The 24,145-nt window shown below is 63.9% G+C and carries 25 protein-coding genes; 18 read left to right on the top strand and 7 right to left on the bottom strand.

Annotated elements, in window-relative coordinates; all coding sequences use genetic code 11:
* Nucleotides 1–5: 5 nt before the first annotated feature.
* The 8 genes from CDV44_RS11985 to iscX all read left to right on the top strand — a co-directional run bounded on the left by CDV44_RS11985 (nucleotide 6) and on the right by iscX (nucleotide 5,479).
* Nucleotides 6–1,229 (top strand): IscS subfamily cysteine desulfurase, encoded by a 1,224-nt coding sequence (locus tag CDV44_RS11985; RefSeq protein ID WP_058379417.1) that lies wholly within the window; start codon nucleotides 6–8, stop codon nucleotides 1,227–1,229.
* Nucleotides 1,230–1,247: 18 nt separating this feature from the next.
* On the top strand, nucleotides 1,248–1,655 hold the full coding sequence (iscU, locus tag CDV44_RS11980; RefSeq protein WP_058379416.1) for a Fe-S cluster assembly scaffold IscU: 408 nt from the start codon (nucleotides 1,248–1,250) through the stop codon (nucleotides 1,653–1,655).
* Nucleotides 1,656–1,692: 37 nt separating this feature from the next.
* Nucleotides 1,693–2,016 (top strand): iron-sulfur cluster assembly protein IscA, encoded by a 324-nt coding sequence (gene iscA / locus CDV44_RS11975; protein ID WP_058379415.1) that lies wholly within the window; start codon nucleotides 1,693–1,695, stop codon nucleotides 2,014–2,016.
* Nucleotides 1,982–2,266 (top strand): DUF3565 domain-containing protein, encoded by a 285-nt coding sequence (locus CDV44_RS11970; RefSeq protein WP_087688234.1) that lies wholly within the window; start codon nucleotides 1,982–1,984, stop codon nucleotides 2,264–2,266. The genes iscA and CDV44_RS11970 overlap by 35 nt, the downstream gene beginning before the upstream one ends.
* Before the next feature lie 100 nt (nucleotides 2,267–2,366).
* A complete protein-coding gene (gene hscB / locus CDV44_RS11965; protein WP_087688233.1) occupies nucleotides 2,367–2,897 on the top strand; it encodes a Fe-S protein assembly co-chaperone HscB in 531 nt (176 codons plus the stop codon).
* A gap of 87 nt (nucleotides 2,898–2,984) precedes the next feature.
* Entirely contained in the window at nucleotides 2,985–4,862 is a 1,878-nt protein-coding gene (gene hscA / locus CDV44_RS11960) for a Fe-S protein assembly chaperone HscA (protein WP_087688232.1), read from the top strand.
* Nucleotides 4,863–4,885: 23 nt separating this feature from the next.
* Nucleotides 4,886–5,227 (top strand): ISC system 2Fe-2S type ferredoxin, encoded by a 342-nt coding sequence (gene fdx / locus CDV44_RS11955; RefSeq protein ID WP_087688231.1) that lies wholly within the window; start codon nucleotides 4,886–4,888, stop codon nucleotides 5,225–5,227.
* Between the two features lie 57 nt (nucleotides 5,228–5,284).
* Nucleotides 5,285–5,479, top strand: coding sequence for a Fe-S cluster assembly protein IscX (iscX, locus tag CDV44_RS11950; RefSeq protein ID WP_058379410.1), 195 nt, complete (start codon nucleotides 5,285–5,287; stop codon nucleotides 5,477–5,479).
* Nucleotides 5,480–5,642: 163 nt separating this feature from the next.
* Here the strand turns inward: iscX and CDV44_RS11945 are convergent, their stop codons facing one another.
* On the bottom strand, nucleotides 5,643–6,350 hold the full coding sequence (locus CDV44_RS11945) for a glycine zipper 2TM domain-containing protein (RefSeq protein ID WP_087688230.1): 708 nt from the start codon (nucleotides 6,348–6,350) through the stop codon (nucleotides 5,643–5,645).
* A 324-nt stretch (nucleotides 6,351–6,674) separates the two neighbouring features.
* Between CDV44_RS11945 and CDV44_RS11940 the strand changes: the two genes are divergently transcribed.
* Together CDV44_RS11940 and CDV44_RS11935 are read left to right on the top strand one after the other, a co-directional pair.
* On the top strand, nucleotides 6,675–7,301 hold the full coding sequence (locus CDV44_RS11940) for a hypothetical protein (protein ID WP_087688229.1): 627 nt from the start codon (nucleotides 6,675–6,677) through the stop codon (nucleotides 7,299–7,301).
* Between the two features lie 119 nt (nucleotides 7,302–7,420).
* A complete protein-coding gene (locus CDV44_RS11935) occupies nucleotides 7,421–8,419 on the top strand; it encodes a hypothetical protein (RefSeq protein WP_087688228.1) in 999 nt (332 codons plus the stop codon).
* 100 nt (nucleotides 8,420–8,519) lie between these two features.
* Here the strand turns inward: CDV44_RS11935 and lysS are convergent, their stop codons facing one another.
* From lysS to CDV44_RS28035, 4 genes are all read right to left on the bottom strand, one after another.
* Nucleotides 8,520–10,058: a lysine--tRNA ligase gene (gene lysS / locus CDV44_RS11930; protein WP_087688227.1), complete on the bottom strand. Its 1,539-nt coding sequence runs from the start codon at nucleotides 10,056–10,058 to the stop codon at nucleotides 8,520–8,522.
* Between the two features lie 16 nt (nucleotides 10,059–10,074).
* Nucleotides 10,075–10,554, bottom strand: coding sequence for an Ivy family c-type lysozyme inhibitor (locus tag CDV44_RS11925; protein WP_058379405.1), 480 nt, complete (start codon nucleotides 10,552–10,554; stop codon nucleotides 10,075–10,077).
* A gap of 3 nt (nucleotides 10,555–10,557) precedes the next feature.
* A protein-coding gene (gene prfB / locus CDV44_RS11920) for a peptide chain release factor 2 (protein ID WP_174554614.1) occupies nucleotides 10,558–11,662 on the bottom strand; the annotation gives its coding sequence in 2 pieces (ribosomal slippage) (nucleotides 10,558–11,589 and nucleotides 11,591–11,662; 1,104 coding nt in all).
* A gap of 113 nt (nucleotides 11,663–11,775) precedes the next feature.
* Nucleotides 11,776–12,006: a DUF1127 domain-containing protein gene (locus CDV44_RS28035; protein WP_170935960.1), complete on the bottom strand. Its 231-nt coding sequence runs from the start codon at nucleotides 12,004–12,006 to the stop codon at nucleotides 11,776–11,778.
* Between the two features lie 259 nt (nucleotides 12,007–12,265).
* On the opposite strand from CDV44_RS28035, the gene CDV44_RS11910 reads away from it, so the two are divergent.
* From CDV44_RS11910 to CDV44_RS11890, 5 genes are all read left to right on the top strand, one after another.
* Complete coding sequence (locus tag CDV44_RS11910; RefSeq protein ID WP_170935959.1) at nucleotides 12,266–13,171, top strand: LysR family transcriptional regulator; 906 nt, start codon at nucleotides 12,266–12,268, stop codon at nucleotides 13,169–13,171.
* Nucleotides 13,172–13,375: 204 nt separating this feature from the next.
* Complete coding sequence (locus tag CDV44_RS28455) at nucleotides 13,376–14,356, top strand: AraC family transcriptional regulator (RefSeq protein WP_249277513.1); 981 nt, start codon at nucleotides 13,376–13,378, stop codon at nucleotides 14,354–14,356.
* Between the two features lie 78 nt (nucleotides 14,357–14,434).
* Nucleotides 14,435–16,747 carry a TonB-dependent siderophore receptor gene (locus tag CDV44_RS11900; protein WP_087688225.1) on the top strand — a complete coding sequence of 771 codons (2,313 nt, stop codon included), beginning with the start codon at nucleotides 14,435–14,437 and terminating at the stop codon, nucleotides 16,745–16,747.
* Nucleotides 16,748–16,834: 87 nt separating this feature from the next.
* The gene (locus CDV44_RS11895; protein WP_087688224.1) at nucleotides 16,835–17,482 is read left to right on the top strand and encodes a hypothetical protein; all 648 of its coding nucleotides are present in this window, start codon (nucleotides 16,835–16,837) and stop codon (nucleotides 17,480–17,482) included.
* Nucleotides 17,472–17,963: a hypothetical protein gene (locus tag CDV44_RS11890; protein ID WP_087688223.1), complete on the top strand. Its 492-nt coding sequence runs from the start codon at nucleotides 17,472–17,474 to the stop codon at nucleotides 17,961–17,963. Before CDV44_RS11895 ends, CDV44_RS11890 begins: the two co-directional genes overlap by 11 nt.
* 51 nt (nucleotides 17,964–18,014) lie before the next feature.
* Here the strand turns inward: CDV44_RS11890 and recJ are convergent, their stop codons facing one another.
* Together recJ and CDV44_RS11880 are read right to left on the bottom strand one after the other, a co-directional pair.
* Nucleotides 18,015–19,712 (bottom strand): single-stranded-DNA-specific exonuclease RecJ, encoded by a 1,698-nt coding sequence (gene recJ, locus CDV44_RS11885; protein WP_087688222.1) that lies wholly within the window; start codon nucleotides 19,710–19,712, stop codon nucleotides 18,015–18,017.
* Nucleotides 19,709–20,788 carry a regulator gene (locus tag CDV44_RS11880; protein ID WP_087688221.1) on the bottom strand — a complete coding sequence of 360 codons (1,080 nt, stop codon included), beginning with the start codon at nucleotides 20,786–20,788 and terminating at the stop codon, nucleotides 19,709–19,711. The genes recJ and CDV44_RS11880 overlap by 4 nt, the downstream gene beginning before the upstream one ends.
* Nucleotides 20,789–21,016: 228 nt before the next feature.
* Here CDV44_RS11880 and CDV44_RS11875 point away from each other — a divergent pair, with 228 nt between their 5' ends.
* The 3 genes from CDV44_RS11875 to CDV44_RS11865 all read left to right on the top strand — a co-directional run bounded on the left by CDV44_RS11875 (nucleotide 21,017) and on the right by CDV44_RS11865 (nucleotide 24,135).
* Nucleotides 21,017–22,270 (top strand): lipoprotein-releasing ABC transporter permease subunit, encoded by a 1,254-nt coding sequence (locus CDV44_RS11875; protein ID WP_058379397.1) that lies wholly within the window; start codon nucleotides 21,017–21,019, stop codon nucleotides 22,268–22,270.
* A gap of 7 nt (nucleotides 22,271–22,277) precedes the next feature.
* The gene (gene lolD / locus CDV44_RS11870; RefSeq protein ID WP_087688220.1) at nucleotides 22,278–22,994 is read left to right on the top strand and encodes a lipoprotein-releasing ABC transporter ATP-binding protein LolD; all 717 of its coding nucleotides are present in this window, start codon (nucleotides 22,278–22,280) and stop codon (nucleotides 22,992–22,994) included.
* A 274-nt stretch (nucleotides 22,995–23,268) separates the two neighbouring features.
* Nucleotides 23,269–24,135, top strand: a complete 867-nt coding sequence (locus CDV44_RS11865) for a TatD family hydrolase (RefSeq protein WP_087688219.1) — start codon at nucleotides 23,269–23,271, stop codon at nucleotides 24,133–24,135.
* Nucleotides 24,136–24,145: the final 10 nt, after the last annotated feature.

Below are 24,145 nucleotides of genomic sequence, written 5' to 3'. Positions count from 1 at the left end.
ACCCCATGAAAAACGACACCCTCAATCTTCCCATTTACATGGATTACAGCGCCACCACGCCGATCGACCCGCGTGTTGTGGACAAGATGCTGCCGTACCTGCGCGAGCAGTTCGGCAACCCGGCCTCGCGCAGCCACTCGTTCGGCTGGGCCGCCGAGCAGGCGGTGGAAGAGGCACGCGAGGAAGTCGCGAAGCTCGTGGGTGCCGACCCGCGCGAGATCATCTGGACGTCGGGTGCTACCGAGTCGGACAACCTCGCCATCAAGGGTGCCGCGCACTTCTATCAAGGCAAGGGCAAGCATCTCATCACGCTGAAGACCGAGCACAAGGCTGTGCTCGACACCATGCGCGAACTGGAACGCGAGGGCTTCGAAGTCACGTATCTGGACGTCAAGGACGACGGCCTGCTCGATCTCGACGTCTTCAAGGCGGCACTGCGCCCGGACACGATTCTCGTGTCGGTGATGGCCGTGAACAACGAAATCGGCGTGATTCAGGACATCGAGACGATCGGTGAGATCTGCCGCGAAAAGGGCATCATTTTCCACGTCGACGCGGCACAGGCCACGGGCAAGATGCCCATCGACCTGAACAAGCTGAAAGTCGACCTGATGGCGTTCTCGGCACACAAGACGTACGGCCCGAAGGGCATCGGCGCGCTGTATGTGCGTCGCAAGCCGCGCGTGCGTATCGAAGCACAGATTCACGGTGGCGGTCATGAGCGCGGCATGCGTTCGGGCACGCTGGCCACGCACCAGATCGTGGGCATGGGCGAAGCATTCCGTCTGGCACGTGAAGAAATGGCCACGGAAAACGAGCGCGTGCGTATGCTGCGCGATCGCCTGCTGCGCGGCCTGACGGAAATGGAAGAAGTGTATGTGAACGGCGACATGGAACAACGTGTGCCGCACAACCTGAACATCAGCTTTAACTTTGTCGAAGGCGAGTCGCTGATCATGGCGATCAAGGATGTGGCGGTGTCGTCGGGTTCGGCGTGCACGTCGGCCTCGCTTGAGCCTTCGTACGTGCTGCGCGCGCTGGGTCGTAACGACGAACTGGCGCACAGCTCGATTCGCTTCACGGTGGGTCGTTTCACGACCGAGCAGGAAGTCGACTACGTGGTCGAACTGCTCAAGGGCAAGATCGGCAAGCTGCGCGATCTGTCGCCGCTGTGGGAAATGTACAAGGACGGGATCGACATCAGCTCGATCCAGTGGGCCGCACACTGAGCATTCAAGGAGTTAGCCATGTCTTACAGCAAAGAAGTTCTGGATCACTACGAAAACCCGCGTAATGTCGGCTCGTTCGACAAGGGCGACGACGCGGTGGGTACCGGCATGGTCGGTGCACCGGCTTGCGGCGACGTGATGAAGCTGCAAATTCGTGTGAACGAATCCGGCGTGATCGAAGACGCCAAGTTCAAGACCTACGGTTGCGGCTCGGCCATTGCCTCGTCGTCGCTGGTGACGGAATGGGTCAAGGGCAAGACGCTGGATCAGGCGCTCGACATCAAGAACACGCAGATCGCGCAAGAACTGGCACTGCCGCCGGTGAAGATTCACTGCTCGATTCTGGCCGAAGACGCAATCAAGGCTGCTGTCGCCGACTACAAGCAGAAGCACGGCGAGTCGGCCGAAGCTGCCAAGGCTGCCTAAGTCGTCGCATTCAGTCTTAACAAGGAAACAGGCAAAGATGGCTGTCACATTGACCGAGAAGGCTGCGCAGCACGTTTCGCGTTATCTGACGCGGCGCGGCAAGGGCGTGGGCCTGCGGCTGGGCGTGAAGACGACCGGTTGCTCGGGCCTGGCCTACAAGCTGGAATATGCCGATGACGTGGAAACCGAAGACACCGTCTTCGAGAGCCACGGCGTGAAGGTGATCATCGATCCGAAGAGTCTGCCGTATATCGACGGCACCGAACTGGATTTTGCGCGCGAAGGCTTGAACGAAGGATTCCGTTTCAATAATCCGAACGTCAAGGATGAGTGCGGCTGCGGCGAGTCGTTCCGCGTCTGACGACGCGCCGGCTCGCGTGATCACCGGCTTTCGTCAGGACGGCGAAGGCCAGTGGGTTGCCCGGCTGGCGTGTGGGCATGGGCAACATGTCCGGCATCTGCCGCCTTGGCAGATCCGGACGTGGACGCAAAGCCCGGCAGGACGCGACGCGATGATCGGCAGTGTGCTGATGTGTCGCAAATGCCAGCGCGGCGAACCACCGGATGCGCCGGATGGGTTCGGCCTATCCGATAGTTCGCCGGCAGAGTAAGCGAGATTGGCGCGCCGACACGGTCGGCGCGGTAGTAGCGTAGGCAACAAGGCGGCGCGAGCCGCTTTTTTTACGGGCTGACGTTAGAGACGATGGTGCGATGACTGCATTGACTGACAACTATTTCACGCTGTTCGAGTTGCCGCAGCGCTTCGCGCTCGACACCGAGGCGCTCGATACGGCGTACCGCGCGGTGCAATCGCGGGTGCATCCCGATCGCTTCGCCAACGCGAGCGATGCCGAGCGCCGGGTCGCCATGCAGTGGGCGGCACAGGCCAATGCTGCGTATCGCACGCTGCGTGACCCGTTGCAGCGCGGCACCTATCTGTTGACCTTGCAGGGCATCGACGTGGGCGCGGAGAACAACACCGCGATGGCCCCCGATTTCCTGATGCAGCAGATGGAATGGCGTGAAGCCATCGACGATGCCGTCGCCGCGCGCAATGTCGGCGCACTCGACGCGCTGGCGAAAACGCTGCGCGACGACCGGCGCACCCGCCTGACCAAACTGGGCGACTGGCTCGACAGCGCCGCTTGGCAGCCGGCCGCCGAAGCCGTACGGCAACTGATGTTTATTGCGCGCGCCGAGGAAGATATCGCGCAGCGCATCGAAATGCTGGAAAACGCGTGATGGCCCGGTGCGGCGCCGTCACATGATTCTGAGAACCGCTTGAGAACAAGGGTGCACGCGCCTGCGCGTCGCCCGTATTGCAAAGCCATGGCCCTTCTGCAAATTTCCGAACCCGGCATGTCCCCCGCGCCGCACCAGCGGCGACTCGCCGTGGGCATCGATCTCGGCACGACGCATTCGCTCGTGGCCGCCGTGCGCAGCGGTGTCGCTGAAGTGCTGCCCGACGAACAGGGCCGCGTCTTGCTGCCGTCCGTCGTGCGCTATCTCGGCGGTCCCCGCACCCAGATCGGCTACGACGCCAAGTCGGCTGCCGCCACCGATCCGCGCAACACCATCGTTTCCGTCAAACGCTTCATGGGCCGGGGTCTGGCCGATGTCGCCCACGCCGACAACGCGCCGTACGATTTCGTCGACGCGCCCGGCATGGTGCAGATGAACACGGCCGGTGGCGTGAAGAGCCCGGTCGAAGTGTCTGCCGAAATTCTCGCCACGTTGCGCCAGCGCGCCGAAGACACGTTGGGCGACGATCTCGTCGGCGCGGTGATTACCGTGCCCGCGTACTTCGACGATGCCCAGCGTCAGGCCACCAAGGACGCCGCGCGTCTGGCCGGTCTGAATGTGCTGCGTCTGCTCAACGAGCCGACGGCTGCCGCGATTGCCTACGGTCTGGACAATGCGGCCGAAGGCCTCTACGCCATTTACGATCTGGGCGGTGGCACGTTCGACATCTCGATTCTTCGTCTGACGAAGGGCGTGTTCGAAGTGCTCGCCGCGGGTGGCGATTCGGCGCTCGGTGGCGACGATTTCGATCAGGTGATCTACCGCTGGGCCGTGGGCGCAGCTGGCCTCGCCGCCGCTTCGCTCACCTCGCAGGACGTGCGCGCGTTGCTCGATCACGCCCGCACCGCCAAGGAAGCGCTGACCGACGCGCAAGACGCCGACATCGCGCTCACGCTGTCTGGTGAGCGACAGGTTGCGTTGAAACTCACGCGCGAGCAGTTCACCGAACTGGGCGCACAACTCGTGAACCGCACCATCGGCCCGATGCGCAAGGCATTGCGCGACGCGGGCATGGGCCCGGAAGACGTCAAGGGTGTGGTGCTGGTCGGTGGCGCGACGCGCATGCCGCAAGTGCGCGCAGCCGTCGCCACGTTCTTCGGCCGTGAGCCGCTGGTCGATCTCGACCCGGATCAGGTCGTGGCGCTTGGCGCGGCAGTGCAGGCCAACATGCTCGCCGGCAATCAGGCCGACGGCGACGAGTGGCTGCTGCTCGACGTGATTCCGCTGTCACTCGGTGTCGAGACAATGGGCGGTCTGGTCGAGAAGATCATCCCCCGCAATGCCACGATTCCGGTCGCACGCGCGCAGGAATTCACCACGTTCAAGGATGGCCAGACGGCCATGGCGATTCACGTGCTGCAAGGCGAGCGCGAACTGGCGGCCGATTGCCGCTCGCTCGCCCGCTTCGAGCTGCGTGGTATTCCGCCGATGACGGCTGGCGCGGCGCGTATTCGCGTGACGTATCAGGTCGACGCTGACGGTTTGCTGTCGGTGGCAGCACAAGAGATGCACTCGGGCGTGGCCGCGTCGATCGAAGTGAAGCCGTCGTACGGTCTGGCCGACGACGACATCGCCCGCATGCTGCAAGACAGCTTCGGCTCGGCAGAAACGGACATGCGTGCCCGCGCCTTGCGTGAGCAACAGGTGGACGCCGAGCGCTTGCTCGTGGCCATCGACAGCGCGCTTGCCGCTGACCCTGAATTGCTCGACGCCGATGAGCGTGCCGAGATCGACGGCCTGTTGGCCGACCTGCGCCAGAAGGCGTCGGGCGACGATCAGATCGCGATCAAGACGGCCACCGAGACACTGTCGCAGGCGACCGACGCCTTTGCCGCGCGTCGCATGGACAAGAGCATCCGCGCAGCGCTGGCCGGCCGGCGCGTTGCGGACATCGACAAACTGTAAGACACACACGGAAACTGCAAGCCATGCCACAAATCGTTGTATTGCCTCACGTTGAGCTGTGCCCGGAAGGGGCCGTGCTGGAGGTTGCACCGGGCACCACCGTGTGCGACGCGCTGCTCGCCAACGACATCGAAATCGAACACGCCTGCGAAAAGTCGTGTGCCTGCACCACTTGCCACGTGATCGTGCGCGAGGGCTTCGAAGCGCTGCAACCGGCGGAAGACGAAGAAGAGGATCTGCTGGACAAGGCGTGGGGGCTGGAGCCGACGTCGCGCCTGTCGTGTCAGACGCCGATGCCGGCCGACACTGACCTCGTGGTCGAAATTCCGAAGTACACGATCAACCACGCCAAGGAAAATCACTGAGCGTCGCTGTATAGCGTTGCCACGTGAAATGTCAGACAAGAACGAGGAGCTTGCCCCATGAAATGGACCGACATTCAGGACATCGCGATTGCGCTCACCGACGCGCATCCCGACGTTGACCCGCAATACGTGCGCTTTACCGATCTGCATCAGTGGGTCATGGCACTCGATGGTTTCGACGATGCCGCCGACCGCGCTGGTGAAAAGGTGCTCGAAGCCATTCAGATGGCGTGGATCGACGAAGCTCGCTGATCTGCCGCATCGCTGGTCACTGCGATGCTGTCAAAGCAAAAGCCGCTCTTTCGAGCGGCTTTTGTGTTTCTGCGAAGCGTGTGACGTGACTGAAGGGGCTGCTGTGACGACGCCTTCCTGAAGGGCACCGTCAGCAGCCATTGAATCGGCCGGAGCGTCTGACTTAGCTGGCGCGCACCAGTCCGTTGCCTTCCAGACGTACGCGGTCACCCGGTTGTACGCCCGGCGCTTGCTGATACGTCCAATAGCGGGTCTTGCCGGTGTCCATGCGCACGTAGACGCGATACACGGTGTCCGAGCGCACGTTCTTCTCGACCTCGTTACCGGCCAGACCACCGCCGAGCGCGCCGACCACGGTCATCGCGGTGCGGCCGTTACCGGCGCCGAACTGGTTGCCGATCAGGCCACCGGCGACGGCGCCCCCGACGGCGCCCAGACCCGTCGCATGGCCTTGCGTGCGGATCGGCTGCACCGACTGCACCGTGCCGCAGCTAGAGCATGCGGCGGCTTGTTGCTGTGCCGGTGGGGCCGATTGTTGCGCGTACGACGGTTGCTGTGCCGGAGCGCGCTGCGGGGCTTGCTGCTGCGCGTACTGGGCTTGTTGGGCTTGTTGGGCTTGCTGGGCCTGTTGCGCCGCCTGAGCCTGCTGCGCCTGTTGTGAGGCAGTCGCGGATTGGGCAGACGACTGCGGCGGCGTCAGGGCATATTGCGAGTTGGAAGCGTCACTCGTCGGCGCAGGGCCGTTGGTGCTCTTTGCCGAGGGCAGCACGCCCGTAATGGCGGCGACGCCGAGCAAGCTGACGACCACGATGCTGCCGGCGGCAGCAGCGATCAGCGGATGCATGCGACGCGGTTGCAGATCGTTATCCATGTTGTTTTCTCCATCGTGTGGTTGGTGGCGAGCCACCGTGCTGCCCGGCCCTTTCATTTTTCCGGCCGGTGAATGCATCGGAATCCGCTGCATTCGGATGACACCGTGTTAGCGTTCACGGTAGCCATCGAGTGATCTCGCATGTCGGAAGTGTCCGTCACGGCAAGCGCGGCAACCGTTTCATTTTGTAACGCGATGTAAGATGTTTCGCATGGCGGACCACCCGTACGGTGCGTATGTGATGATGTAAGTCAATGAAATACAGGGGATTTTTCGGATGTGTCCCATTCCGGGCACTTGTCGTGCACCGGAACGTCCTAACAAATGAAACAGATCTCGACGCGACTCATGACCGATACCTTGCCACTGCTGGACGCGCCGCTGGACAGCGCGAATCAACTTCATCTCTATCCATACGTCGTGCCCGGTGCCTGGGTGGACGCTTGCGATCCGAACGGCGACGTTAGCGAACCGTTTTCCGACGACGTTTTCCTCACACTGGTGATGGACGGCCCTCAGGGCCTGCGCCGTTTGCAAGGCAGTGATTTGGCGGCGGTGGGGATGACGTTCGAAGACGCGTTCGCGCATGCGGCGTCCAATCTGTCGCGCGCGTGGAATTCACGTCACTTCGAATTCGGCATTGCATGCCTCGACGACGGCACGCATTTCGGGGGCTCGCGCGGCAACTGGATGGCCCCGGCGGGCGCCTTGGTACTCGGCAATCTCTATCAGTCGATGGTGGCCCACTTCGGCGTGCGCGAATTCGCCGCGGTGGCGGTGAACCGTACATTCCTCGTGGCATTTCCGACCGATGAGAAGACGCTGTCGTCACTCGCGCTGCGCCAGTTGGTTGAAGAGTCGTCGAACGGTTCGATTCACCCGATCTCGCGCACGTGGTTGCGACTCGATGGCGGCTGGCCGTCCGCGTATCGCGGTGTTCCGGTCTTCTGAACCTCTCGCGGGCGCGTGTTCACGTTTCGCGTAACACCGCTCAGGTACGCGATAACGCGGAGTGTGCAGAATCCTAGACTCCTTGGCGGCACAATTCGATGCCGCTACAGGAGAAACACATGCCTGCTCTGAGCACTTCAGGAATCTCGGCGACGGCGCTGTCCGTGCCGTCGCTGACCACGGTGATCGCCGGCGCGTGGGTCACGATGTCCGACAACCCGCGCGTTGTCTTTGCCGACGATCTCAGCGACGTTCGTGTGGCTCCCGATGGGGGCGGCGAGCGTGTACTGCGTCAGGAAGACTGTGCAACGTGGTTGCCTACGCGGGCCCCCGCAGACGTGCAGTCGGATGGGCGCACGATCATGCATCTGCATTCCGAGCCTGACCGCATCGGCTTTCTGTCCGAACACAAGGCCGGTGCGTTCTGGGTCGAATTGCTGGATCTGGTGGCGTCAACGGAGGGATGTCACAACGGGATCGACGGCGAACACCTTGTTGACGCGCTGGAGCAGCGCATGGCGTGTCTGGGCATCGCTGCGACGGAAGCCGCGCAAACGTCGAGCGGCCACGGCGAAGGCGACGGGCCAAATGCGAACCGCACGCTGGCAAGCGAATTTCACACGGCTGAATCGATGGCGATTCCCTCGATTTACCTGCGCCACGACGGTTACCAGCCGGGCACCATGGCGGCGCTGGAGTATGACTTGGGCTGGTGGGCGCTCATGCCCACGTGGAGCCGGGTGACGAAGGTGGACGAGCGGACATGGCATGACAACCCCAATCCGGCGCTGTTTCGCGCGACCGGACGCGACATCCTCCATCGCTTGCCTGTCGACCCGTCGAGGCTGAGTCCGACGAGCGGCGTAGCCCGGATATTGTCGTTGCATAGCCACGCCGCAGGCTTTTCCAACTGCCTCACGAATGTGACGCGTGTGGCGTCGCGGGCGGGGGAGGGCGGCGCGCCGGTGCCTGCCATCGAGACCTCGATTTTCGAGCGGCGTTGCCCGGGTGACTGGTGGCGTTCTGCGAACGCCCGGCGTTCCGGCCATGACGCGCTGACGTTACACGCCAACGCGTGCCGCGAGCGTACGACCACAGATGCGCCGCCTTCGTCTTGATCCGCTTCACCGTTCAACAGCATAAAAAAATGCCGCAGCGAATATCGCTGCGGCATTTTCATTCAGCCATCCGGCCAAGCGGCTCGAAAGTTCGAGACGCTCAGTCTTCGCGGCGCAGGTGCGGGAACAGCAGCACGTCGCGGATGTTCGGGCTATCGGTCAGCAGCATGATCAGGCGATCGATGCCGATACCGCAGCCGCCCGTCGGGGGCATGCCATACTCGAGCGCGCGGATGTAATCGGCGTCGTAGTACATGGCTTCTTCGTCGCCGGCATCCTTCTGCTCGACCTGCGCACGGAAGCGCGCAGCCTGATCTTCCGGATCGTTCAACTCCGAGAAGCCGTTGGCAATTTCGCGGCCCGTCATGAACAGCTCGAAGCGCTCGGTGATGCCCGGTACCGTGTCCGATGCGCGTGCGAGCGGCGAGACTTCCACCGGGTAGTCGATGATGAACGTCGGCTCCCAGAGCTGGCTCTCGGCCGTCTCTTCGAACAGCGCCAGTTGCAGTGCGCCCAGACCGGCGTGCTTGAACTGCGGTGCGTCGACCTTCACGCCGTACTTGACCAGCGCACCACGCACGAATTCGATATCGGCCAGCTGCGCCTCGGTGTACTCCGGCGCGTACTTGCGAATCGCTTCGACAATCGTCAGGCGATGGAACGGCTTGGCCAGATCCAGCTCGCGGCCCTGATACTGGATGGTCGCGGTGCCGAGCGAATCGATGGCGGCGCGGCGGATCAGCGACTCGGTGAAGTCCATCAGCCAACGGTAATCCGTGTAGGCCGCGTAGAACTCCATCATCGTGAATTCCGGATTGTGGCGCGGCGACACGCCTTCATTGCGGAAGTTACGGTTGATCTCGAACACACGCTCGAAGCCGCCGACGATCAGGCGCTTCAGATACAGTTCCGGCGCGATACGCAGGTACATCTGCATGTCGAGCGCGTTGTGATGCGTGATGAACGGCTTGGCGGCGGCACCCCCCGGAATCGGGTGCAGCATCGGCGTTTCGACTTCCATGAACTCGGCATCGGTCATGTACTGGCGAATCGACGCGATGGCCTTGGCGCGCGCGCGGAACGTGTTGCGCGTCTCGGGCGAGGTGATCAGGTCGACGTAGCGCTGGCGGTACTTGGTTTCCTGATCCGACAGACCGTGGAACTTGTCCGGCAGCGGGCGCAGCGCCTTGGCGAGCAGCCGCAGTTCCGTGACCTTGACCGACAGTTCGCCGGTGCGGGTGCGGAACAGCGTGCCGCGTGCGGCGATGATGTCGCCGATGTCCCAGCCCTTGAAGGCGGTCATCGAATCGACACCGACGTCGTCGCGGCTGATGAAGAACTGGATCTGCCCGCTGCTGTCCTGCACGGTCGCGAACGCGGCCTTGCCCATCACGCGCTTGAGCATCATGCGCCCGGCCACCGAGACGGCGACGGGTTCGGCTTCGAGAACGTCGTTCTGCACGTCCACATAGCGCGCCTGCAAGTCGCCTGCGTGCTGCTCGGGGCGGAAGTCGTTCGGGAAGGCGACGCCCTCGGCACGCAGTGCCTGAAGTTTCTCGCGACGTTCCGCGATGAGCTTGTTGTCGTCCTGCGGGGCGTCGTTGGCCTGGTCTTGGGCCGGAGTGTTTTGATCGGTCATGGTGCGAACGATGAGGTTATTCGGTAAAGCGCAGCGTGTGGAGCAGGGCGTTCTTGAGCGAGCCGTCAGGTGAGCCCAGCCAGATCAGTTCGGTGCGATCCTGATGCACGCCGGCATTGGCGGCAGCGCTCGGATCGCGCACAAACAGCGCCGCGATCGACTGCGAGCGCGGTTCGTACAAAATATGGACATACTCGCTCGGGCAGTCGTGCGGCTTGCAACTCTGCACGAGGAGCCAGGGCTTGCCGGCCACCGTCACACGTTGCGACGGCGTCGACGTGCCACCCTGACGCACCCACGTTGGCAGGTTGCGCGGCGTCACGATGCGCGTATAGGCGCCCGAAAAATCCGGACGCTTGAGTAATTCGTGCAGATACGGCCCCGTGTCGGGGCTTGGACCCGGCGCGCCCGGTGTACTGGCCGGGCCCGCCATGGCGGCGCGTTGCAGACACAACGCACCGACCACCCACACGGCTAGCGTGCGGACAAACGCCATTCCTTACACTCCCTGCTTGAGACTCGCGGAGATGAAGTCGTCCAGATCGCCGTCGAGTACCTTGCCGGTATTGCCGGTTTCCACGCTCGTGCGCAGGTCCTTGACGCGCGACTGATCGAGCACGTACGAGCGAATCTGATGGCCCCAGCCCACATCGGTCTTGCTCGACTCCAGCTTGTCCTGTTCGGCGCGACGCTTGCGCATCTCGTGTTCGAACAGGCGCGAGCGGAGCATGTCCCAGGCTTCGGCGCGGTTGCGGTGCTGCGAACGGTCGTTCTGGCAGGCCACGACGATGCCGGTCGGGATGTGCGTCAGACGCACGGCGGAGTCGGTCTTGTTGATGTGCTGACCGCCCGCACCCGAGGCGCGGTACGTGTCGGTACGCACGTCGGCGGGGTTGATGTCGATCTCGATCGAATCATCCACTTCCGGGTACACGAACAGGCTGGCAAACGACGTGTGGCGTCCGCCCGACGAGTCGAACGGCGACTTGCGCACCAAACGGTGCACGCCAGTTTCGGTACGCAGATAGCCGTAAGCGTAATCGCCGGTGACCTTCAGCGAGGCGCTCTTGATGCCGGCGACGTCGCCGTCCGACACTTCGAGCACTTCGGCCTTGAAGCCCTTGCGCTCGCAATAGCGCAGGTACTGGCGCAGCAGCATGCCGGCCCAGTCGTTGGCTTCGGTGCCGCCAGCGCCGGCCTGAATGTCGATGAAGGCGTTGTTCGGGTCGGCCGGGTTGTTGAACATCCGGCGGAACTCCATGTCGCCCACGCGCGCGGCGAGAACCTGCGTGTCGCTCTCCAGCGCCACCAGCGAGTCTTCGTCGCCTTCTTCGCGGGCCATGTCGAACAATTCCTGCGTATCGGAAAGGCCGGCGTCGAGCTCAGTCAGGTTGGTGACGATGCTGTCGAGCGCCTTCTTTTCCTTGCCGAGCGCTTGCGCACGCTTGGAATCGTTCCAGATGTTCGGGTCTTCGAGTTCTTTGTTGACTTCAATCAGGCGGGCTTGTTTGACATCGAAGTCAAAGATACCCCCTGAGCTCGCCGACGCGGGTGCGCAGGTCGGCGAGGAGGGATTCAAGTGCGTTTAGGCGTTCGGCTTCCATGTGTGATGACAGGTGCGAAATCGGTGAAAACCGCGATTATAACGCAGCGAAGGCCCCAATCCGGGGCCTTTTGGCGACTATCGACGCATTCCACCTGCCTTGACGGCAACGACTCAGCGCACCGAAGTATGGCGCAGGCCGAACGCGTCGCGGGCATAACCGATGTCGGCGAGCGTGGCGTCGTCGAGTGCAGCGAGGGCTTCGGCTTGCAGCCCTTGTTCGTAACGCACGCGCCACTGATCGACGGTACGGAAGAACAGACTGAGCGGCGTGGTCTGCGCGAGCACGGCAGACGGCACGTTGACGGCATTGGCGGCATTCGCGGCAGACAGGGGGCGGAACATGATGTGACTTCCTTTTCGGGCGCGTTGCTCGGTGCCAGTGGCGGGATGCTGTGGCGGCGACGCACTAGGGATAACCCGAAGCTTATGCCTTCTGCGGGTACTAAAAAAGTGAAATGTTGAGTATGATTTCTTCACTATTATTGAAGTGTCGACGCGCAATAAGGGCCAGATGTTCTGGACGAGATGCGCACCGTCTCTGCGACGCGGGCAGTGGCACGCGCGACGACATACCCCGAGATCACTCAACGAGCCCGGCATCATGGATTTTCTACAACTTCAGACCTTCAAGGCCATCGTCGACGAGGGCAGCGTGCTGGGCGCCGCCGAAGCGTTGCACTGCGTGCAGTCGAACGTGACAGCCCGTATCCGTTCGCTGGAACACACGGTGGGCGTGAAGCTGTTCCATCGGCAGGGCCGGCGCCTGCAACTGACGCCGAGCGGGCGCACCTTGCTGGGCTACGCCGACCGGATTCTGGCGCTCTCGCGCGAAGCGAGCGCAGCGTTGAATCCGTCAGGCGAACCGTCGGGCGACTTCTCGCTGGGCGCGATCGAATCGTCGGCGACGTCGAGATTGCCGGCGGTGCTGGCGCGCTTTCACGCGGCGTTTCCGAAGGTGCGGTTGAATCTGGTGACCGACACCTCGCTCAACCTGCTCGACGAGATTCAGCACGGCCGGGTGGACGCGGCGCTGATCGCGGGCACGGCCTGTCTGGAAGCGCAGGCGCAAGCGTTTGTGGTGGCTGATGAAATCTATCGAGAGCCGATCGTGCTGGTGGCGCCTGCGCGAGCCGACACGGTGCACGAAGCGGCAGATCTGGCAGGCGCCACGCTGCTGATGTGGCCGCCGGGGTGCCCGTACCGCGCCACGATGGAGCAATGGCTGGCGGCGAACACCGTCACGCCGGGGCGCATTCTGAGCTACGGCAGCTACGCAACGATCGTGGCATGCGTGGGCGCGGGTGTCGGCTACTCACTGGTGCCGCGCGGCGTGTATCTGCGCTACCGGCAAGAGGCGGCCATCGTCGGGCACGCGCTGGACGATCTGGCCGCCGTGCCCAACTTCTTCGTCCGGCATCGCGGCGTGGATGTGCATCCGGCACGCGAGGCGTTCCTGAAGGTCATGCGGGAATACGTGTCGGAAGCGCAGGAAGCGCAGGTAGTCTGACGTTCCCGCGTCATGCGAAAGATCGATGACTGGATTGCCTTAGTTTCGTCATCAAATGATAATGTGTCTCATTAACATTTGATGACGGAAACGACGATGTCGCGAGCACGGGTGGCGGGTGAAGAGGTTTCTGGCCGAAGCGCCGTCCGAAGCGCGATGTGCACCGGCACGCCACGCGATTCACACGATTCACACGATTCCCACATGCCGCACGCACTGCCGCCGTGGCGCCGCTCGTTCGATCTCGATGGGTTGTCGCTTTCGAAAGGCGTTCAGCATGCGAGTGCTGGCGAGTCCGTTCGTGAATCGCTGGCGGCGGGCGACATCAAAATCGTTTTCCTGCTCGATGGCACGTTGCAGTGGGGCGCTTGCGGCGAGCCGTTGCTCACGGCGGGCGCGGCCAGCGTCAACGTGTGCTTTGGTGCGGCGTCGTTCGATATCGACAATGTGTATCGCCACGCGGGGGCGTTGCGGTATTGCAGCCTGCGGTTGTCCGAAGATTATCTGCGCGCGACTTGCGGTCTCGATGCGAACGCCCTGACGCATCGATGGCGCGAGCCGGCACATGGTGTCAGCCACCGTCACCACCCGAATGAATCGCGCGTGATGGGCGATTGGGCGGGCGACAGCGCGGTGCTGACGCGCGCGATGAGTGCCGACGAGTGGCGCTGGGCGAGTGCCATGGCATCGACGCCGGAGACTGACGACGCCGACCGCGCTTCGACGATGTCGTCGTCACCCGGTGTCGATGCGCCGTGGCAGCGTCTGGCGCTAGTCGCGCAAACCTTCGAAGCGCTGGCGCGCTGCGCCGCTTTCCAGCCAACCGCAGCAACGCCGGCGAGGGGGGAATCCGCGCGTCAGGTAACGCTGCGCAAAGCATTGCTCGCTGCCCGTGATCTGCTCGACGCGCAATTGCAGACACCCCCGTCGCTGCCGCAACTGGCACGCACCGTCGGCATCAACGTCAACAAACTGTGTGACGGGTTTCGCGAGCAATTCGGCACCACCGTGCACGGCTACGTGCGCGAGCGCCGTCTGACACAAGCGTTTGCCCTGCTCAGCGCCCGCCGCATCAGCGTGAGCGAAGCGGCGTGGCAGTGCGGCTATACCGACTCACACTTCTCGAAAACCTTCCGCGCGCGCTTCGGCATGCTGCCGCACACGCTGACGCGCGAGGGCGTGTAGCCGGATTCGTGACGCAATCGCCAGTGATGGTGATGCAAGCGCGAGTGCATCCGTCTGCGCCTCGGCACGATAGCGGGATTGATTCTCAATCTCGTTGGTGTGCTGCTGATGTCTTCGAATATTCCAAGTGGTTTCAAAGCAATGCCGACGGTGACGCCCGGGGTGTGGCGTGCCGTCGCGATGGCGGCGCTGGCCGTTGTGACGGGCGCAGGGGCGATGCCTGCGACAGCGCAGGAGGCGGGGCCTCCCGTCGCACTGAGCGATGTCGACCCGCTGGCCGAACCGATCGGTAAGTCGACCGCTGCTTCAATCGCTGCTTCAACCGCTGCTTCAACCGCTGCCTCAACCGCTGCTTCAACCGCCGACACGGCCGCGTTGCCGACGACCCATATCAGTGCCGCCGCGACGCGTGATCCGGCGGCACAGGGTTCGGTGCTCGGTAAGCTCGCCCCGTCGGTGCGCGATTTGCCGCAAACGGTGACCGTCGTCGACCAAAAGCTCATGGAGCAGCAGGGGGCGCACAGCATTGAAGATGTGCTGCAACAAGTGCCCGGCATCACCGTGCAGCCTTACGTGTTGTTGACGACGGCGTTCTACTCGCGCGGTTTCAAGCTCGACGCTTTCGAGCAAGACGGCGTACCGGTGCTGATGGCCAACACGGCGGCCGGGCCGCAGGACATGACGCCGTACGAGCGTGTCGAAATCATTCGCGGCTCGACGGGCCTCTTCCACGGCACCGGCAACCCGGGCGGGTTGATCAACCTCGTGCACAAACTGCCGGGCAAGACGTTTGCCGCATCGGCGGCGGTCACGCTAGGCAGTTGGGATCGATATCGCGAAGAGGCCGACATCGGCGGCCCGCTCAACGCCAGCGGCTCGTTGCGCGCACGCGTGGCCGTGTCGGACGACCGGCAGCACATGTACTACGACTTCGGCAAGCAGCACGCCACCACCGTCTACGGCGTGGCGGAGGCCGACCTGACGTCCTCCACGTTATTGCGCGTTGGCGTGCAGCACCAACGCACGACATCGACACCGAACCTCGCTGGCGTGCCGTTCTCGACGAAGGGCGGCGATTTGAACTTGCCGCGCTCGATCTTTCTGGGCTCGTCGTGGGACACCTTCGACTGGACCGAGACGCGCGTCTTCGGCACGCTCGAACAGCAGCTCGGTAACGGCTGGGCCGCCAAGCTCTCGGCGAACTATCTCGACGCTGGCGGCGACCTGAAATACGGCGTCGCGTTCGGTGCGATCAATCCGGCGACGGGCGCGGGCAGCCAGCTGACCGGTGCGGCCTATCGTTTCGACAACACGCAGACCGGCGTGGATTTGCAGGTGGACGGCCCGGTGAAATTGCTCGGCCGCGAACACCATCTGCTGTTCGGCCTGCAACGGCTCGAAGCGACCACGCAGCAGCGTAGCGCGGCACTGGTGCCGTCAGTCAACGGCAAACCCGTCGACATTTACCGTTGGGATCCGAGTTCAATTGGCGAGCCCGCGACGAGTCCGTTTTCGAGCGTGACGCCGACGCGAACTGTGCAGAACGGCGCTTATGCGATGGGCCGCATCCGGCTTGCTCAGCCGCTCACACTGGTGCTCGGCGCACGCGTGTCGTGGTGGGATCAGCACGCCCCCGCGAGCAGTTACCGCACCGGCGCGAAGGCCACGCCGTACGGCGGGCTCGTGTTCGATCTGAACGACAAGTGGTCGCTTTACGCGAGCTACGCCGACATTTTCCAGCCACAGACCGTCCTTGATGCGAGCAACAGCCTGCTCAAGCCGATCACGGGCGCAAGCTACGAGGCGGGGGTGAAGGGGCAGTTGTTCGACGGGGCGCTCGACGTGTCGCTCGCCGTGTTTCGCATTCGCCAGAAGAACCGCGCGCAGACCGATCCGAGCGTGCCGTGTGTGGGCACGACGTGCCGTTACATCGCGTCGGGCGAAGTGCAGAGTCAGGGCGTGGAAATGCAGGCCAGCGGCCAGATCACCGACGCGTGGAACGTGTTCGCCGGCTACACCTTCAACACGACGAAGTATCTGAGCGACGCCACGATGCAGGGGCAATCGTTTGCGGACTTCGCCCCGCGTCATCTGCTGCGCGTGTGGACCAATTACCAACTGCCGTTCGATGGGCGGCGCTGGAGCGTGGGCGGCGGCGTGGACGTGCAGAGCGAGACGTCGGCCACGTCCAGCGGCATCGTGCTGCGCCAAGGCGGCTACGCGACGCTCAATCTGCGGGCCGGGTATCGCTACAACAAGCACGTCTCGGCCTCGCTCAACGTGAACAACGTGTTCGATCGCCGCTACTACCAAAGCCTCTCGAACGCGAGCTGGAACAACCACTACGGCAACCCGCGCAGCGTGATGTTGACGTTGCGTACTGACTACTGACGATCGACCCAAACCATCAATGGCGCGTGCGCGGCTGTCGCCCGGCGGCTGCAAGCCATTCACTATTCACCCACGAGGAATGCATTCATGAAGCACTCGACCTATTTCATTCGCCCCATGTTGGCTGCCTGCCTGCTGGCTATCGGCGCGAGCCTGCCGATGTCAGGGGTGGCGCAGACCGCAGCGACGCAAGCGTCGCAACCTGCATCGATCTGCGGCACGTCTGCCGTCATGACGACGACGTTGCAGGGCACCTATCAACTCGAAGGCGAAGGGCCGTTGCCCATTGCATTGGTACTGGCGCCGCGTGACGGGGCCGCTGGTATCGGTTCACGCACATTTCAGGTGACCGGGCTGGTCTCGGAAGGCGAGCACCGTTTCGGTGTGTCGGGGATGGCGTATTGCACCGGCGGGGCAGGCACCGCCGGCAACGAGACGCCCGCGACGCTGGCCTTCGACATCACCATGAGTGGTGGCTTCCACGACACCCCGGTCGACGACGAACTGCGACGCGCATGGCCAGCGGGCAAGGCCCCGAAGCGGGCGAGTTCGGTCGGCACGAGCGTCGTGCATGCGGAAATAGCGTTGTCCTCGATGCAGGGTTGGGCCGAAGCGATGCGCACGATCGTATTGACCGGTCAGCGAGTGATGGGGCCGCGTCATGTGTCGGCGAAGATGTCGTTCGCGAGCGCGGGAAACGGCACAGCCTCCGGGGAGGCGGGGAATGGGCGCTGATGCCATCGATAACGGTGGCGGCGGCGAGAGTAACCAGCGTGATTCGGGTGACCTAAGCGACCTGGGCGAACTCAGTAGCGATAGCGAGCGAGCGCTGGGAGCCCGTCTGCCGTGGGTTTGCGGCACGGGGCGCGACGCGTTGGTCGGGCTCTACGACGACGGCATGCTCGCCACGCTGGCAACACGCAGTGAGGCGCGTCGAATGATCGGCATGTTCGATGCACCCGACGATGCCTCGGTGCATGCCGATGTCTGGGAGTGTCACGAAGCGGGCGATGAACTGCTGATGGTGGCACGGGGCACGCTCGCGATCGATTACGTCGATCTGGCGGGCGTCACCCGGACGCTGGAACTGGCCGGGCCCCGGCTGGCGGTGGTGCCTGCGCGTTGCTGGCACCGGGTGCGGGTACTCGATCCGGCGGTGCTGGCGTTCGTTACGCCCATCGGCCGCACGCGGCGGGCGGCGGTGCCGTTCGGATGAGGAGCGTGTCCGTGAACGTCGCACGGACACGCTCCTCTGCGACTCTCGGCTTTACGCCTGTGCGTGTTCGACGATCATCTGCACGCGCGACACGCCGTTGAACGTATCGGCGGCCAGCCGGTAGGCAAATCGTGCGCGGCTCGGCAGCGTGTCGGCATGATTGAACCAGATCGCATTGAAGCGCATGCGGCCGCGACCGAGTTGCAGTTTCAGATGCTTGTCCTTGAGGATGGCCTGCGAGAGCACTTCGAATTCGCCCGAGAACACCGGCGGCGGAAAACCTTGCCCCCACACTTGCGCATCAAGCAACGCCACGAACGGCGGCACGAAGCACTCGTCGCCGATGTCGCCGTCAGTCTCGATCACGCGAGAAAGCGTCTTCTCATCGAGCCATTCCTGCCCGACGGCTTCGAACGCCGCCTGAAAGCGCGCCAGATCATCCGCAGCAATCGTCAGGCCCGCCGCCATGGCGTGGCCGCCGAACTTGCCGATCAGACCCGGTTCACGCTTGGTCACGAGATCGAGCGCATCACGCAGATGAAAGCCCGGAATCGAGCGGCCCGAGCCCTTGATCTGACCATCGTCGCCCGGGGCGAACACAATCGTCGGGCGGTAAAACTTCTCTTTCAGGCGTGCGGCGACAATTCCGATCACGCCCTGATGCCACGTCTCGTTGAAAGCACACAACGTGGTGGCCGCGCGCGGGTCGAAGCGGGCAAGGTCGGCCAGCGCTTCCTGCTGCATGCCGGCTTCAATCTCGCGCCGCTCGCGATTCATCGCGTCGAGTTCTTGCGCGAGGGTCCACGCGCGGGCGTCGTCGTCGGTCAGCAGACACTCGATACCGAGCGACATATCGGCCAGACGCCCGGCGGCGTTCAGACGCGGGCCGAGACCAAAGCCCAGATCGAAGCTGCCAGCCTGCCGGGCATTGCGAGCCGCCGCGCGGAACAGCGCATTGATGCCGGGATGCATACGCCCGGCGCGCATGCGCGAGAGACCTTGCGCGACCAGAATCCGGTTGTTGGTGTCGAGCTTGACCACGTCGGCGACGGTGCCCAGTGCCACCAGATCGAGCAGGGTGTCGAGACGCGGTTGCTCGCGGGCGTCGAACGCCCCGCGCTGGCGCAACTCGGCCCGCAGGGCGAGCAGCACGTAGAACATCACCCCCACACCGGCCAGATTCTTGCTGGGGAATTCACAACCCGGCTGGTTCGGATTGACGATGCAGCGCGCGTTCGGCAGTTCGCTGCCGGGCAAGTGGTGATCGGTAACGACGACTTCGATGCCGAGCGCCTGCGCCGCCGCCACGCCGTCGAGGCTGGCGATGCCGTTATCGACGGTGATCAGCACATCCGGTGGGCCGAGCTTGCCGCGTGCGGCAAGTGCGACGATTTCGGGCGTCAGACCATAACCGTACTCGAAACGGTTCGGCACGAGGTAGTCGACTTTCGCACCGAACATGCGCAGGCCACGTACGGCGACGGCGCAAGCGGTGGCACCGTCACAGTCGTAGTCGGCCACGACGAGCATCTGTTTGCCCGCCCCGATGGCGTCGGCCAGAAACACGGCCGCTTCCTGTGCGCCCTTGAGTTGTGTGGGCGGGACGAGCCGTGTCAGTGCGGTTTCCGTTTCCTCGCTGGCGGCAACGCCGCGCGAGGCAAACAGGCGGGCCAGCACGGGGTGCACGCCGTCGCGGGCGAGTGTGTCGGCAATGCCGTCGTCGACGGTGCGGGTGACGATGTCGGTCATGCCACCTCCTCGCCAACGCGGGCGAGCGGCAGCAGACGTGCTGCGAGCGGCTGGCGGCGCCAGAACTTGCGCAGGTCGCCGCTGCGCGACAGGATCGTCACGCTGTGGCTGTCGCCGCAGAGTGTGAGGCTCACTTCGCGGGCATTGCCTTTGGCGAGCCGTTCAAGGGCAGGTGCGAGCCAGAGGCGGTCGATTTCGACGAGCGCGTCGCGCCAGCGCGCCCAGTCTTCCATCAGAAAATGGGACGTCAGGGTATCGATCTGGACGAGCGTGCGGCCGTTGGCGGCGTCAATGCCGGCGGCGGTGTCGTGCAGGGAAATTTGCAGATGACGGGCGAGACCGCGCGTGGCGGGGGCGTCGGCCAGCACCGTGACGCACGGCCGGTTCAGGCGCGGGGCGGCGATGCGCTGGCCACCGGCGTATAGCCAGATGGCGTTGACCGGCGGCAGACCGCGAGCCTCGCGGGCCTGATTGGCCGGATGGTCGTACCACGTCATCTGTACCTCGTTCTGCCACTTGCGCCACGTCAGTTCCGCCTTGCCTTGCGGCAGCCAGATGTCGACGTTGCGACCGGCGGCGCGCGCGGGCGAGGCCGTGAGCAGGTCGCCCAGCACCGGTGCGCTCAGATACCAGCGGTCGGGGCGCGGGGCGATCAGCTCACCGCCTTCTTCCGCCAGCAGGGCGTGGGCGGTGGCGAAAAGCGCGGCCGAGTCTTCCTTGCTCAATTCGAGCTCGGCGGGGTCGGTCAGCACCAGATGATCGGTGGCGATGTGGATGTGCGCGGGTTGGGCGCAGTACCAGAAGCGCGTGTCGAGCGAGCCGCTGTCTTCAAACAGCATGAACGGCGCGAGCGGCGCCCGGGCGGGACCGCCGGGCAGGCCAAAGGCGTCGGCCAGCCAGCGCTCGTGCGGGAGCGTGGGGACAAACGGGTCTTCGGGGATGTCCTGCGCCGACTGGACACCGCGCGCGAGCAACTTTTCGAGCGCAGGCAACTCCAATCCAGCCAGCAATGCAGGCAAGTGGGCCGACGCGGGCAGCGCGAACGGCAGAAGAAAGTGCAGGGCAGGTGTATCCATGTCGAGGCGAATTGTATGGCAAACTTCGCGCTGGCAGTTGGGTGACCCTGACGTCAGGTACGGAACGTGCCGCCTGCTGCGACGCCCGCAACACCTGTAACACCCTCCCGGCGCCGGTTACGGCTCGGGTGGCAGTTGCGCGAAGTGGCGCCGCAAGCCGTCGCAACAAGCCGTCGCCGCGCGGCACAGCATGTTCCGATCGATCCTTATTAAGAATCAGGAATCCGTTTGAAATTCCCATACGAATGGCAGATCGGCTGGCGCTACACGCGCACCGGCAAGCGATCCTCAGGCAACGGTTTCATCTCCTTTATTTCGTTCATTTCCATGGCCGGCATTGCGCTGGGCGTGGCGGCACTCATTGTGGTGCTTTCCGTGATGAACGGCTTCCAGAAGGAAGTGCGCGACCGCATGCTCTCCGTGCTGGCGCACATCGAAGTGTTTGCCGTCGACGGCAACCTGCCCGACTGGCAGCGCACGGCCACCGAAGCGTTGCAGAACAAGAACGTGATTGCCGCCGCCCCGTACGTGGGCGAGCAGGCCATGCTCACGCGCGATGACAACGTGCGCGGCGTGGTGCTGCGCGGCATCGTGCCGAGCGAAGAGGCCAAGGTTTCCGATCTCGGCAAGCAGATTACGGGCGGCACGCTCGCGAACCTGACGCCGGGCAGCTTCGGCATCGTGCTCGGCAGTGAGCTGGCGCGCGGCCTGGGGGTGATCGTCGGTGACAAGATAACGCTCGTCGCCCCGCAGGGCACGATTACCCCGGCGGGGGTGCTGCCACGCGTGAAGCAGTTCACCGTGGTGGCGATCTTCACGGCCGGGCACTACGAATACGACAGTTCGCTGGCGCTGATCGACCTGCATGACGCCGAAACGCTCTTCCGGCTCGACGGACCCACCGGCGTGCGGCTGAAGATTCAGGACATGGAGCAGGCGCCGATCGTGGCGCGCGAGCTGGCCAAGTCGCTGACGGGCAACATGTGGGTGCGCGACTGGACACAGCAGAACAAGAACTGGTTTATCGCCGTGCAGACCGAGAAGCGGATGATGTTCATCATTCTGACGCTGATCATTGCGGTGGCGGCGTTCAATCTGGTGTCGTCGCTGGTGATGACGGTGACCGACAAGTATGCGGACATCGCGATCTTGCGCACGCTGGGGGCGCAGCCTCGCTCGATCATGAAGATCTTCATCGTGCAGGGCGTGACCATCGGCTTTATCGGGGCGCTGCTCGGCATTGCGCTGGGCTGCTTCATCTCGGTGAACATCGGTGTCATCGTGCCGTTCATCGAGCGCATGCTGGGGATTCACTTCCTGCCGCAATCGATCTACTTCATCAATGAACTGCCTTCGGATCTGCAATCGTCTGACGTGATTCGTATCGGCGTGATTTCCTTCATTCTCTCGGCACTGGCGACGATCTATCCGAGCTGGCGTGCCTCGCGCGTCAAACCGGCGGAGGCCCTGCGCTATGAGTAAAGCTAACATGGCGAGCACGCCGAACATCGCCCCGGGTTTCGCCTATGACGGCCCGGTGCTGCGCGCCCGCGATCTGCACAAGACGTTCCGCCAAGGCGAACTCAACGTGACCGTGCTTGCCGGGGCCAGCCTCGATGTGGCTGCCGGTGAGAAGGTGGCGATCGTCGGGGCGTCGGGCTCGGGCAAGAGCACGTTGCTGCATGTGCTTGGCGGTCTGGACGACCCGTCGCGCGGTGAAGTCTCGTTGCTCGGCAAGCCGTTTTCGACGCTCGGCGAGCGCGAGAAGACCAACCAGCGCAATCAGTCGCTCGGGTTCGTGTATCAGTTCCACCATCTGCTGGCCGAGTTCACGGCGCTCGATAACGTGGCGATGCCGCTGCGTATTCGCCGGATGCCGACCGAACAGGCGCGCGAAGTCGCCATGGCGATTCTGGAGCGCGTGGGGCTGGGCTCGCGGGTGAAGCACCGTCCGGGTGAACTCTCGGGTGGCGAGCGTCAGCGCGTGGCCATGGCGCGTGCGCTGGTGACGCAGCCGGCGTGCGTGCTTGCCGATGAGCCGACCGGCAATCTGGACGGACACACCGCCGAGAGCGTGTTTTCACTGATGCTGGAGCTGTCGGAAACCCTCAAGACCAGCTTCGTGATCGTGACGCACGATATCGATCTGGCCCGGCGCTGCGACCGCGCACTGCGGCTTCGCGACGGGGTGCTGGAAGCGGCTTGAGTGGGGGCGGGGTGCCATCCGGCATCGGGCATTAGTCAGTCGCCGTGAATGCCAAAGTGTGACACGGACGCCGGGATGATCCCGGCGTTTTGCTTTCTGAGAAGGTGATTTTTCGGTCCCAACCGGCGAAATGAGGGGGCGAGCGGGAAGGTGCCATGCCGCTTGTTTCAGCAGATTCCGAGGGGTAGACGCGGCGTTGTCCGATGGTCACGAAATGCCGGACGTGCGAGCCTTGTCATCGCCCCGTAGAATTAGCGCTCAAGGACACCTGACCATGTGGATCGATACCCATTGCCATCTCGACGCCGGTGAGTTCGACGCCGACCGCGACACCGTCATTGCCGACGCGCGAGCCGCCGGCGTGCACGGGCTTGTCGTGCCCGCTGTCGAATGTGCGACGTTCGACGCCGCGCGCGCCGCCGCGCGTGCAATGCCGGGCGGCGCTTACGCGCTCGGCATCCATCCGCTCTACACGCCACGCGCGAAGGATGAGGATATTGGGACGTTACGTCGCGCAGTCGAACAGGCGATGGGCGACCCGCGCTTCGTCGGCATCGGCGAGATCGGCCTCGATTTCTTCGTCAAGACGCTCGATCCGGCGCGGCAGCAATTCTTCTACGTCGAACAACTGAAGATCGCCCGCGATTTCGATTTGCCGGTGATCTTGCATGTACGGCGCTCGCAAGACGCGCTGCTCAAGCAGTTGCGCATTTACACGCCCCGTGGCGGGATCGCGCATGCGTTCAACGGCAGCCGTCAGCAGGCGGATATGTTCATCGAGCGCGGCTTCTGTCTGGGATTTGGCGGGCAGATGACGTTCGATCGCGCGTTGCAAATCCGGCGGCTGGCGGTCGACCTGTCGCTCGATGCGCTAGTGCTTGAGACCGATGCGCCCGATATCGCTCCTGAATGGCGCTACAAGCAGCGCAACAGCCCGGTCGAACTGCCGCGCATCGCGAGTGTACTTGCCGAGTTGCGCGGCGTGACGCCTGAGATGCTGTCGGCGGCCACCTGTGCCAATGCGTGGCGTGTGCTGCCGCGCTTGCCCGGTGCCATGGCGATGGCGCCCGGCGAGGCGGGTGGCGCTGAGACTGCTTTCCTTTCTTCCCGTTTCCCTTCCAGCGAGTCCGGATCGCACTGACGCGTCGTCG

Source organism: Pandoraea sp. PE-S2R-1, assembly GCF_002179865.1.
Taxonomy (GTDB): Bacteria; Pseudomonadota; Gammaproteobacteria; order Burkholderiales; family Burkholderiaceae; genus Pandoraea.
This window is presented reverse-complemented; position numbering and strand designations above follow the sequence as displayed.

Excerpts from the sequence above, each read along its gene's own strand:
- CDV44_RS11985 (WP_058379417.1), top strand. The coding sequence starts at position 6 with ATGAAAAACGACACCCTCAATCTTCCCATTTACATGGATTACAGCGCC.
- iscU (WP_058379416.1), top strand. The coding sequence starts at position 1,248 with ATGTCTTACAGCAAAGAAGTTCTGGATCACTACGAAAACCCGCGTAAT.
- iscA (WP_058379415.1), top strand. The coding sequence starts at position 1,693 with ATGGCTGTCACATTGACCGAGAAGGCTGCGCAGCACGTTTCGCGTTAT.
- CDV44_RS11970 (WP_087688234.1), top strand. The coding sequence starts at position 1,982 with ATGAGTGCGGCTGCGGCGAGTCGTTCCGCGTCTGACGACGCGCCGGCT.
- hscB (WP_087688233.1), top strand. The coding sequence starts at position 2,367 with ATGACTGCATTGACTGACAACTATTTCACGCTGTTCGAGTTGCCGCAG.
- hscA (WP_087688232.1), top strand. The coding sequence starts at position 2,985 with ATGGCCCTTCTGCAAATTTCCGAACCCGGCATGTCCCCCGCGCCGCAC.
- fdx (WP_087688231.1), top strand. The coding sequence starts at position 4,886 with ATGCCACAAATCGTTGTATTGCCTCACGTTGAGCTGTGCCCGGAAGGG.
- iscX (WP_058379410.1), top strand. The coding sequence starts at position 5,285 with ATGAAATGGACCGACATTCAGGACATCGCGATTGCGCTCACCGACGCG.
- CDV44_RS11945 (WP_087688230.1), bottom strand. The coding sequence starts at position 6,350 with ATGGATAACGATCTGCAACCGCGTCGCATGCATCCGCTGATCGCTGCT.
- CDV44_RS11940 (WP_087688229.1), top strand. The coding sequence starts at position 6,675 with ATGAAACAGATCTCGACGCGACTCATGACCGATACCTTGCCACTGCTG.
- CDV44_RS11935 (WP_087688228.1), top strand. The coding sequence starts at position 7,421 with ATGCCTGCTCTGAGCACTTCAGGAATCTCGGCGACGGCGCTGTCCGTG.
- lysS (WP_087688227.1), bottom strand. The coding sequence starts at position 10,058 with ATGACCGATCAAAACACTCCGGCCCAAGACCAGGCCAACGACGCCCCG.
- CDV44_RS11925 (WP_058379405.1), bottom strand. The coding sequence starts at position 10,554 with ATGGCGTTTGTCCGCACGCTAGCCGTGTGGGTGGTCGGTGCGTTGTGT.
- CDV44_RS28035 (WP_170935960.1), bottom strand. The coding sequence starts at position 12,006 with ATGTTCCGCCCCCTGTCTGCCGCGAATGCCGCCAATGCCGTCAACGTG.
- CDV44_RS11910 (WP_170935959.1), top strand. The coding sequence starts at position 12,266 with ATGGATTTTCTACAACTTCAGACCTTCAAGGCCATCGTCGACGAGGGC.
- CDV44_RS28455 (WP_249277513.1), top strand. The coding sequence starts at position 13,376 with ATGCCGCACGCACTGCCGCCGTGGCGCCGCTCGTTCGATCTCGATGGG.
- CDV44_RS11895 (WP_087688224.1), top strand. The coding sequence starts at position 16,835 with ATGAAGCACTCGACCTATTTCATTCGCCCCATGTTGGCTGCCTGCCTG.
- CDV44_RS11890 (WP_087688223.1), top strand. The coding sequence starts at position 17,472 with ATGGGCGCTGATGCCATCGATAACGGTGGCGGCGGCGAGAGTAACCAG.
- recJ (WP_087688222.1), bottom strand. The coding sequence starts at position 19,712 with ATGACCGACATCGTCACCCGCACCGTCGACGACGGCATTGCCGACACA.
- CDV44_RS11880 (WP_087688221.1), bottom strand. The coding sequence starts at position 20,788 with ATGGATACACCTGCCCTGCACTTTCTTCTGCCGTTCGCGCTGCCCGCG.
- lolD (WP_087688220.1), top strand. The coding sequence starts at position 22,278 with ATGGCGAGCACGCCGAACATCGCCCCGGGTTTCGCCTATGACGGCCCG.
- CDV44_RS11865 (WP_087688219.1), top strand. The coding sequence starts at position 23,269 with ATGTGGATCGATACCCATTGCCATCTCGACGCCGGTGAGTTCGACGCC.